Here is a 9,743-nt window from a genome sequence, read left to right as displayed (position 1 = left end):
CAAGTATTCGATGCCGCGATCTTCCAGGGCCTCCAGTGTCGCATTGTCGGTGAAGCCGGCATCGATGCGCACCCTCACCTGGGCCCCGGTACTCTCGTTAAGTCGCCGCACCAAATGCGGGATCCAGGTATCGGCGTTCTCGGCCGGGCCGGCATTACCTTCGCGCAGCAGACCACCCACCATGTCGCCGGTTTCGGCCAGCGAGGCGACCAGCGGCGAGTAGATCCGTGCTCCGTAAAGACCATGAAACGCCGAGCCGCCCTGATGGCCGTGGACCTCGATCGGCAGGCCGTCGATGTCCATCGTCAGCTGCTCGGGGCGTTCGCCATGCTTCAGCGAGGTAAGACGCCAGACCACCAGTCGCAGCAGGCCTTCGTGCACGGCATCGATGTTGTCGTTGCGCCCGAGGCACGTCACCAGCCGCGACAGCGTGGCTTGAGACGGCCGATCCTGGGCCAGTGGCGTCATCCCGCGAGCATCGCTGCAAGCCAACTGCCAGAGCGGGTCACATCGCAGCGTGTCGGTATCGCTGAGGTCGATCCAGTCCATCGCGCGTTGCAGCACCAGGGTGCGCAGCTGGCTGGCCAGCGAATGACGGATACGCAGCGGGTGGCGCCGGTCGACCAGATTGTTCTCCAGCGCATCGATCACGCCGCTGTTGTCGAGGGCTTCACGCAGCAGCAGAGCGCCGCTGTCGCTGGTGGTGCGCTGGCCATCAAGCTCAACGCGGATGGACCCGTTGCAGGACGGGATCCAGGGAGATAGGCTTTCACCCATGGCGGATGGTCCTCTGGAATCAGGTTCTTGCCGGAACGTTCTGATTTCTCAAGAGAATACCATCCGTCATCTTTGTTTTCAGGCCTTCCTCATGAATAAGGCAGGATCATGAGAAAATACGACTGGGAAGTCATCGAACGCGACTACCGCGCCGGCCAGCTCTCTATCCGCCACCTGGCCGCCAAACACAGCGTCCCTGAATCCACCGTGCGCAGTAAGGCAAAGGCCGAGGGTTGGCAGCGCGACCTGACCGATGACGTGAGGGCAGCCACTCAGGCCAAGCTGTCGCGCACCTCGCGCAGTGGAATCCCGCACGACGAGGACGCTGCGATCATCGACGAGGCGAGCAACGAGGCCGCAGCCCTGGTTACCGAGCACCGCCACGCCGTCTCCCGCTGGCGTCGTATCGCTGATCGCCTGGCAGGAACTTTGGAAACCGTGCCGATCCGCGAAGACAACGCCGACCGATTCGCACGCAGTCTCAATAGCGGTATCGATGCCTTGGCCAAGGCCATTCGCCTGGAACGCCAAGCCTACAACCTGGATGAAGAGCGTCCAGAGGAGCTCAAGACCTTTGCGGAGTTGATGGCCGAGGTGGCACCGATCAATCGTGACAATGGTACAAACCAATGACAGCGAGGCGAGGTGCCCATTCCAGCAGGGTGAGCTATCCCGATCATTGCGGCCATTGCATCACCCTGCAAATGCCCACAAGTTGGAGCCATGACGCTGACCAAGTTCAGCTCTGGTGGCCAGTGAGCGCTGGCCGAGGGTCATGGGCACAGCCCTGGTCCATCGCTCCTGGGCCGACATCCAACCGCCACACTCAATGTAGCTGGCCCCAGTCCTAATCGGGAACCTCGTTAGGCAAGCTACACTCAAGAGGGTAGTCGAGGCGGTCACCCGGCAGCTCCTTCAGCGTGCATGAGCCATATGCGACTACGCCACCGGCATCGCCTCTGAATCCAACGTATCGACTGTTCCCCAAGAGGGAGTCAGCATGACCGAGATCCCCGGACGCTATCAGATCGGCAACGTACTCCTGGTGCGCTTTCAGCGAGCCGACACCCTCGGGCTGGATACCCCCGAGGAACCGGTACCTTACGGTAATCAGGCCGCAAGGCCTGTGGCACCGGGCAAGATCATCAGTCTCGATCCAAAGGCACCACGCGCAGCTAAATTTCGCCGACGTTGATCCGGCGAACCCTGCCCCTCACTCCCCTTCGCTGTGTATGATGGCCCTCAACAGTCACATATCAGTTACGAACGCGGGGAAGCATCGTGAACACGGAGAGTCACTCTCAACTGGCGGCCTTCATCTGGTCCGTGGCGGATCTGCTGCGCGGCGATTTCAAGCAGTCCCAGTATGGCCGCATCATCCTGCCCTTCACCCTGCTGCGGCGCCTGGAGTGCGTGCTGGAGCCCACCAAGGCCGAGGTGCTTGCCGCGGCTCAGGCCCACCAGGCCAAACCCGAGGCGGTGCGCGAGAAGCTGCTGCTGCGCGCCGCGGTGCAGCCCTTCTTCAACGCCTCACCGCTGACCCTGGGCAGCCTCTCCGATACCCAGACCGGCGACGACCTGATGAGCTACGTGCAGTCGTTCAGCCAGGACGCCCGGGAGATCTTCGAGCACTTCGAGTTCGAGGGCTTCGTCCAGCAGCTCAGCGCCAACAACCTGCTCTACCAGGTAGTGCAGCGCTTTGCGTCGATGGACCTGAGCCCGGCGCGGCTCTCCAACTTTGGCATGGGCCTGGTGTTCGAGGAGCTGATCCGCAAGTTCGCCGAGAGCTCCAACGAGACGGCGGGGGAGCACTTCACCCCCCGCGACATCGTCCACCTGACCACCTCGCTGGTGCTCACCGGCCAGGACGACAAGCTGCGCCCCCACCGCATCGTCACCATCTACGACCCCACCGCCGGCACCGGCGGCTTCCTCTCCGAGGGTGACGAGTACATCCAGCAGGTCAGCCAGGACGTGACCGTCTCGCTGCACGGCCAGGAGCTCAACCCGGAGTCCTACGCCATCTGCAAGGCAGACATGCTGATAAAAGGACAGGGCGTGGACCAGGTGAAGCTCGGCAACACCCTCTCCGACGACCAGCTCCCTGGCGAGCACTTCGACTTCATGCTCTCCAATCCGCCGTTCGGGGTGGAGTGGAAGAAGGTCCAGAAGGCGATCACCGACGAGCACAACCAGAAAGGGTATGAAGGCCGCTTCGGTCCGGGCCTGCCGCGAGTCTCCGACGGCTCGCTGCTGTTCCTGATGCACCTGGTGAGCAAGATGCGCCCCCGTCAGGAGGGTGGCTCGCGCATCGGCATCATCCTCAACGGCTCGCCGCTGTTCACCGGCGGCGCCGGCAGCGGGGAGTCCGAGATCCGCCGCTATCTGCTCCAGCACGACCTGGTGGAGGCCATCGTCGGCCTGCCCACCGACCTCTTCTACAACACCGGCATCGCCACCTATGTGTGGATCCTCTCCAACCACAAGCCCGAGGAGCGCCGCGGCCAGGTGCAGCTGATCAACGCCACCGGTCGGGCCAGCAAGATGCGCAAGTCCTTGGGCAGCAAGCGCCAGTTCGTTGCCGACCGCGACATCGAGGAGATCGTGCGCCTCTACGGTGCCGGCCAGGAAAACGAGGAGAGCAAACTCTTCCCGGTGGAGGCCTTTGGCTACCGGCGCATCACCGTGGAGCGCCCGCTGCGCCTCAACTTCCAGACCAGCGCCGACCGCCTGGCCCGGCTCGATGACGAGAAACCGCTGCAGAAGCTCGATGAGGCCGAGCGCGAGGCGATCAAGGCCGCTTGCGTCACCCTGGACCCGGAGCAGGTCTACACCAACCGCGACGCATTTACCAAGGCGCTGAAGGCCGCCCTCAAGGCAGAACTGACACAAGAGCGCTTCAAGATCGGTGCCCCGGTGCAGAAGGCCATTCTCAGCGCCCTCTCCGAGCGAGATCCGGACGCCGACATCTGCCACGACAAGCAGGGCAACCCGGAGCCCGACACCGGCCTGCGCGACAACGAGAACGTGCCCCTGGACGAGTCGGTGTTCGACTACTTCGAGCGCGAGGTGAAGCCCCACGTCCCCGACGCCTGGATCGACGAGGAGAAGCGCGACCCGCTGGACGGCCGCATCGGCATCGTCGGCTTCGAGATCCCCTTCAACCGGCACTTCTACCAGTTCACGCCGCCGCGCCCGCTGGAGGAGATCGACGCCGATCTGAAGGCCTGCACCGATCGGATCAAGCAGATGATCGAGGAGCTGTCGGCATGAGCTTCCCGCGGTATCCTAAGTACAAAAAATCGAATACTCCTTGGATAGACATCGTTCCGAAATCCTGGGGCGTGATTCAAGCTAAGCGTGGTATAGAAGTTCTCACTGACTTTACCGCTAATGGCTCTTTCGCCTCACTCGCTGATAATGTGGAATACAAGTCATCAGGCTATGCTCGACTAATTCGGATGACTGACTTGCGGCATCAGCTAGAAAGGGAGGGTGTTTGGGTAGATGAAGAAGCATATAGGTATTTAAGGAAGTCTGCTCTATATGGTGGTGAGCTTCTCATGGCTTCAGTGGGGTCGGTAGGCTTGGTTTACTTGATGCCAACGGTTAAGTATCCCGCTACGCTTGCACCAAATATGTATCTTCTGAAAACAAATAGATGGATTTATGAGCGTTATTTTTATTGGTTTTTGTTAAGCGTGGGTGGGCAGGATCAAATATCTCAAGCTGCAACTGTGACAGCTCAGCCAAAGCTCAATAAAGACAATGTGCGCTCGCTGGTATTACCCTTGCCAAGCGAGGCTGAGCAGTCCAAAGTCGCCGCCTTTCTCGATTACGAAACTGCCCGCATTGACGCCTTGGTGGAGCAGCAGCAGCGCCTGATCGAGCTGCTCAAGGAGAAGCGCCAAGTGGTGATTTCCCATGCCGTCACCAAGGGGCTGGATCCCGATGTGGCGATGAAGGACTCCGGGGTGGAGTGGTTAGGCGAAGTGCCGGCGCATTGGGAGATTAAGCCTCTTCGATACCTCGGAGAATGTCAGAATGGAATCAACATAGGCGCAGAGGCTTTTGGGTCTGGGTTTCCTTTCGTAAGCTATGGTGATGTTTACAAAAACGAGGTCTTGCCAACAAACCCAAAGGGGCTTGTGCAGTCATCCGCCCAAGATCGTGAAAAATATTCAATCAAGAAAGGTGATGTTCTGTTTACAAGAACATCGGAGACGGTCGAGGAAATTGGTTTCAGTTCAACTTGCTTTCAAGACATTCCCTCTGCAACATTTGCTGGATTTTTAATAAGGTTTAGGCCTGTCGAAGAGGTTTTGTCGCCCAATTTTTCCAGGTACTTTTTTGGGAACCAAAGGCTCAGAGAATTTTTCGTTAAAGAGATGGAGATTGTGACTCGTGCCTCGCTTGGACAGGACTTGCTGAAAAGAATGAGCGTGCCAACCCCGCCTGTTGAAGAACAAATAAGAATAGCGCAGTACTTGGACGCCAAAACGCAAAAAAATGACTCATTGCTAGATCAAGCACATGCTGCAATAAAACTACTCGCAGAACGCCGCTCTGCCCTGATCTCCGTTGCCGTCACCGGCAAGATCGACGTACGCGGCTGGCAGCCGCCAGCGGGCCCATCGGCTGCCACTGAAGCTACCCAGATGGAGGCGGTATGACGCAGGGACGCAGCATCCGACTCTTTCTGGTGGACGGCACGCCCAACGGCCTGCTCACCGCCGAGATCATGAACTGGACCGGCCACGTGCTCACCGGGCCGCGCAGCAAGCTCAGCGAGCTGGTGCAGCGCCCGGAGTGCGGCCGCACCGGCATCTACTTCCTGGTCGGCCCCGACCCCGAAAACAGCCTGCGCCCGCTGGTCTATATCGGCGAGAGTGACGACGTCAGTACCCGCTTGAAGCATCACAACCGCCCAGAGGACAAGGGCGGCAAGGACTTCTGGGAGAAGGTCTGCCTGGTCACCAGCAAGGACCAGAACCTTACCAAGGCCCACGTGAAGTACCTGGAAAGCCTGCTCATCCAGAATGCCGGCGAAGTGGGGCGCTGCAAGCTGATCAACGGCACCGCCCACGAGTACATCAATCTCCCCGAGTCGGATCGCGCCGATATGGCGTTCTTCATGGAGCAGATTCGTACCGTGCTGCCGGTGCTGGGCCTCGACTTCCTGCGGGAGACCTCGCGCCCCTCGCGTGCCCCTGAGTCGGCTCCGGTTGCCGAGCCTGAGGCCTCGCCGCGCTTCAACCTGGAAGTACCGAGGCATGGCATCCGCGCAACCGGGCAGGAGATCGACGGCGAGTTCTACGTCTTCAAGGGTTCCCTGGCCCGAGGCAGCTGGGTCGGCACCGAGCGCGGCTACCAGAGCCTCTATAACCAGCTCTGCGAGGACGGGATGCTGGTGGATGGTAACAATGGCACCCGGGTGTTCAGCGAGGACCAGAGCTTCAGCAGCCCCAGCGCCGCTGCGGCGGTGGTCTCTGGCCGTAGTGCCAACGGCCGAACCTCCTGGAAAGCGGAAGACAGCGGCCTGACCTACGGCGAGTGGCAGGATCGGCAGGTGAGTGCCGCAGCCTCCACCGGCAAATCAAGGAGTGAACTAGTGTGATTGATTTTATGGTGAAAACCAGTGCGAACAGCCCTGATCGCAAGTGGAAACGAATGAGATTGGGGCAGCTGGACCTTCTTGAGTCGGACCTCGAAGATGTGGTTTTCAGGAATCACGAGCTTCTTTGTCTTGAGAGAATTGGCCTGATCGTTGACGATATTCATCTGGTGAAGCAAGCCGGCGTGCTGGATCCTATGGGATATAAAAAATACCCTGATTTAATGTTTCTTACTGACCGTGGTGATGTCGGAATTGTTGAAGTAAAGCGCTTTGGTAATAGAGAGCTCAGAGGGAGAAATGTAATATCGCAAATCCTCGATTATGGGGCTACTCTGTGCAGCCTTGATGAGCGAGCTCAGGCTGCGCTGTTTTCTCAAGACCTACCTGATTGCACTCGGCTTGAAGATGTCGCCTTCAAACTAGTGGGTGACTCCAACCGGGCGCGTTGGGTAGCACAAAGCTACAGGAATCGGCTATCTCAAGGTCAGTTGCATTACATTATTGTTTGCGATGAAGCACCTGAAGGTCTTTCGGGCTGGATTCGATCAGCCAGCAGGAGCGATGCAACCGATTATCAGATTAGTGTTCTGGAAATCTCTCCATTTCAAGACAAAGAGTTTTCCGAAGAAATTATGTGGCTGTCTCAGCCAGTTGCTCGTACTGAGACTATTCATCGAACAACTGTGCAAGTTATTCGGGATGATGATAACGGACAGCTTTCGATCAATGTTTCAAGTGAATCGCCTGAGACTATAGCAGAGCGTGCAGAATCTGAGGCTCCGTCTGAAACTTCCGGCCAGCGTAAATTGCGAAATGCCCTTGAACAGCTCTCCGAAGAGGCAGGATTATCGAGTGACATGGTTCGTATGGCATTGAGCCGAGCACATCATGAGGCGCTCCAAACTGACTGGGAGAAAGTTTTTGACCAGTTTGTGAACCCGGCTAGCAATCGGGTGGCCTTTTTGCGCGGCAGGAATAAATCAGGCCTTCTAGAAGGTCGGTACGGTATAAATTTGGCGCAACCTTGGAGGCCCAGTGTTTTTGTTGGTCTTTATTTCTCGTCTTACGATCATCGCGTGGAGCCAGTTGGTAAAGGTCGAGGAGGAGACTTTTCTATTATCCTTGATGTTGCGAATGACTGGGGTAAACGCAATGGATTCTGGGAGGCGCCTGAGTTTATGGCGCTCTGCAACCGGCTGATTCAGGAGCCAAATGGTTGGACTATTTCTCAGGGAACTAACCCATGGCACCCACTGATGATCCACCGCCCGCTGGCAGACGTTTTGAGCAGTGCCACCTGTGAAGTGGATATTGTATCTCGCTGGTTCAGCTCTGCAAAAGAAGGTCTGAATATGCTTGTTGGTGGTGGGGAGCTCCAGGCGCTAAGGGATCGGCTGGAAAGTGAGGGTCAAGAGTAAAGCATTTCATGTGCGGCCGCTTCGCTCTCTACAGTAACTTCCCCTGCCTGGCGGTATCCCTCAGGCTGCTGCTAGTTGAAGGTGATCATCTACTGGCTGGTAAGCACCCAGGTCAATCGGCCGGTGAAAGATGATCCGTCGCTGATTGAGCCCATCACTCCCGCAGCACCATAGGCGTCGCCCTCGACAAGGAACAACCTTATGAACCAGGTTCACCCCATCCTCAGTTCACAGTTTCGCGACGAAGAGGTCCAGGCTGCCATCGAGAACTACCTGCAGGCTCGCAAGCGAATCCTGACGCTGGGCCGCGAAGTGCCGGAGCGGTTCGGCGGCAACGACAATATCATTGGACGCATTGGCGAGTTCATCAGTCTGCGCTTTCTGGAGTCGCTCGGTCAGCGACCCGAGAAGGTCCCCGGCACCTCGAACCCGGGGTATGACCTGGTTGAAGGAGCTTGCCGCACCCAGGTGAAGGCGATCACTCAGGAGAACCAGCGCGGTCGCAGCGTGCGCCTGACGCCCGGCTGGACGCAATTCCTGCTGATTGAGCTGGGAGAGCACTACACGCCCGCGCGCATCGGCCTGATCAGACTGGAGCAGCACCAGCAGGCCATTGCCGATGGTATCTCCCGCACTGCTACGCCTATGGTCAGCCTGAGCATGCTCGGCCCTAGGGGGCTGATCGGGCGTTACGGGAGGGTGTTCACCGGCCCTCAGATCCAGGTCTGACACCGGCCCATTTTCTGGCCTTCGCCCTCGGTAGTGCCGGCCAACCCGTGCGCCACAGCGGAGAGCGGTTGGTGTAGCACAGGTCTCAGGTGGTGGAGATTCCGGCAGTGGTTCAGTAGCTACGCGTACCTAGGAGGCAGAGGAGGGGTGATCGGCAAGACTTGGCTTGGCAGACGCCGGCCCGCCGTTTTATACTCACTCGTAACAACACCCCCCACGCCTCTCTCGGAAGCGCACCTTGGGGGGTTACTTTTTTCTGGAGGTCGGTCGTGCAGTTCAACAAACCCCCGCTGAGCTTCGATGACCAGCTCGATCGGCTCATCCAGCGGGGGCTGACGGTGCCGGACCGCCAGCGTGCTCTCCACTACCTGCGCCATCTCAACTACTACCGGCTGGGCGCCTATTGGTTGCCCTTCGAGGCCGATCACCAGACGCACCAACTGCGCCCCGGCACCACCCTGGACGATGTGCTGAACCTCTACGTTTTCGATCGTGAGTTCCGCCTGCTGGTAATGGACGCCATCGAACGCATCGAGGTCTCGATCCGGACCCACTGGCTTATCACATGGCCCACACCCATGGACCTCATTTCCATTTGGACGATTCGTGGTTCAAGCCCCGTTGGCGCTATGCGGAACAGCGCCAATCACTGGAGCGTGAGGTTCGTCGCAGCCAGGAAACCTTCATACGCCATCTGCGTACTACCTATGATGAGCCGCTGCCCCCGATCTGGGCGCTGGTGGAGATCATGACTTTCGGGCAACTGTCGCTGTGGTATGCCAATACCCGCCATCGTCGTGATCGCAATGCGGTGGCCCGCGAGTATGACTTTGATGAGAGCGTGCTCACTTCGTTGCTTCATCACCTGAGTTATGTACGCAACCTCTGTGCCCACCATTCCCGCCTGTGGAATCGGGAATTCACCCTGCTGCCCAAGCTCCCCACAGACCGTCCCGCTGCCGTGCTGGAAACCCTGCATGTTGATACCACTCGCCGAATCTATAATACCCTGAGCCTGATGCTCTATTTGATGGATGTGGTGAATCCACATCACCACTGGCGAGAGCGCTTGGTTACGCTGATCGACCGCCATGCGATCAATACACGAGAAATGGGGTTCCCCGATGATTGGCGTCATCGTCCCCTATGGGCGATGCATCCGCTAAGTAGTCTTCTACTCGTATCCCGGAAGCGTTAGGCTG

The 9,743-nt window shown here is 58.5% G+C and carries 8 protein-coding genes and 1 pseudogene; 8 read left to right on the top strand and 1 reads right to left on the bottom strand.

All coding sequences use genetic code 11. The features are described 5' to 3' along the window. On the bottom strand, positions 1 to 777 hold a 777-nt coding region (locus Q427_RS18245), incomplete at its 3' end, for an IS1380 family transposase (protein ID WP_043516536.1). Positions 778 to 885: 108 nt separating this feature from the next. Between Q427_RS18245 and Q427_RS18240 the strand changes: the two genes are divergently transcribed. The 8 genes and pseudogenes from Q427_RS18240 (at position 886) to Q427_RS32565 (ending at position 9,739) form a co-directional block, all read left to right on the top strand. Then, positions 886 to 1,410, top strand: a complete 525-nt coding sequence (locus tag Q427_RS18240; RefSeq protein ID WP_043516535.1) for a helix-turn-helix domain-containing protein — start codon at positions 886 to 888, stop codon at positions 1,408 to 1,410. 367 nt (positions 1,411 to 1,777) lie between these two features. Continuing rightward, positions 1,778 to 1,972 (top strand): hypothetical protein, encoded by a 195-nt coding sequence (locus Q427_RS18235; protein WP_043516534.1) that lies wholly within the window; start codon positions 1,778 to 1,780, stop codon positions 1,970 to 1,972. An 86-nt stretch (positions 1,973 to 2,058) separates the two neighbouring features. After that, positions 2,059 to 4,050 (top strand): type I restriction-modification system subunit M, encoded by a 1,992-nt coding sequence (locus Q427_RS18230; RefSeq protein ID WP_043516533.1) that lies wholly within the window; start codon positions 2,059 to 2,061, stop codon positions 4,048 to 4,050. Further along, entirely contained in the window at positions 4,047 to 5,450 is a 1,404-nt protein-coding gene (locus Q427_RS30390; protein WP_081786079.1) for a restriction endonuclease subunit S, read from the top strand. Before Q427_RS18230 ends, Q427_RS30390 begins: the two co-directional genes overlap by 4 nt. Continuing rightward, positions 5,447 to 6,394, top strand: a complete 948-nt coding sequence (locus Q427_RS18220; protein ID WP_043516532.1) for a GIY-YIG nuclease family protein — start codon at positions 5,447 to 5,449, stop codon at positions 6,392 to 6,394. The genes Q427_RS30390 and Q427_RS18220 overlap by 4 nt, the downstream gene beginning before the upstream one ends. Continuing rightward, positions 6,391 to 7,812 (top strand): hypothetical protein, encoded by a 1,422-nt coding sequence (locus tag Q427_RS18215; protein ID WP_043516531.1) that lies wholly within the window; start codon positions 6,391 to 6,393, stop codon positions 7,810 to 7,812. Before Q427_RS18220 ends, Q427_RS18215 begins: the two co-directional genes overlap by 4 nt. Before the next feature lie 201 nt (positions 7,813 to 8,013). After that, a complete protein-coding gene (locus Q427_RS18210; RefSeq protein WP_043516530.1) occupies positions 8,014 to 8,541 on the top strand; it encodes a hypothetical protein in 528 nt (175 codons plus the stop codon). Positions 8,542 to 8,810: 269 nt separating this feature from the next. Then, a pseudogene (locus Q427_RS32565) lies at positions 8,811 to 9,739 on the top strand (Abi family protein). Positions 9,740 to 9,743 lie beyond the last annotated feature (4 nt).

The sequence above is a fragment of the Halomonas sp. BC04 genome (assembly GCF_000568385.1).
Note: the sequence above shows the minus strand (reverse complement) of the source record. Positions and strands in the feature narration are given on the sequence as shown.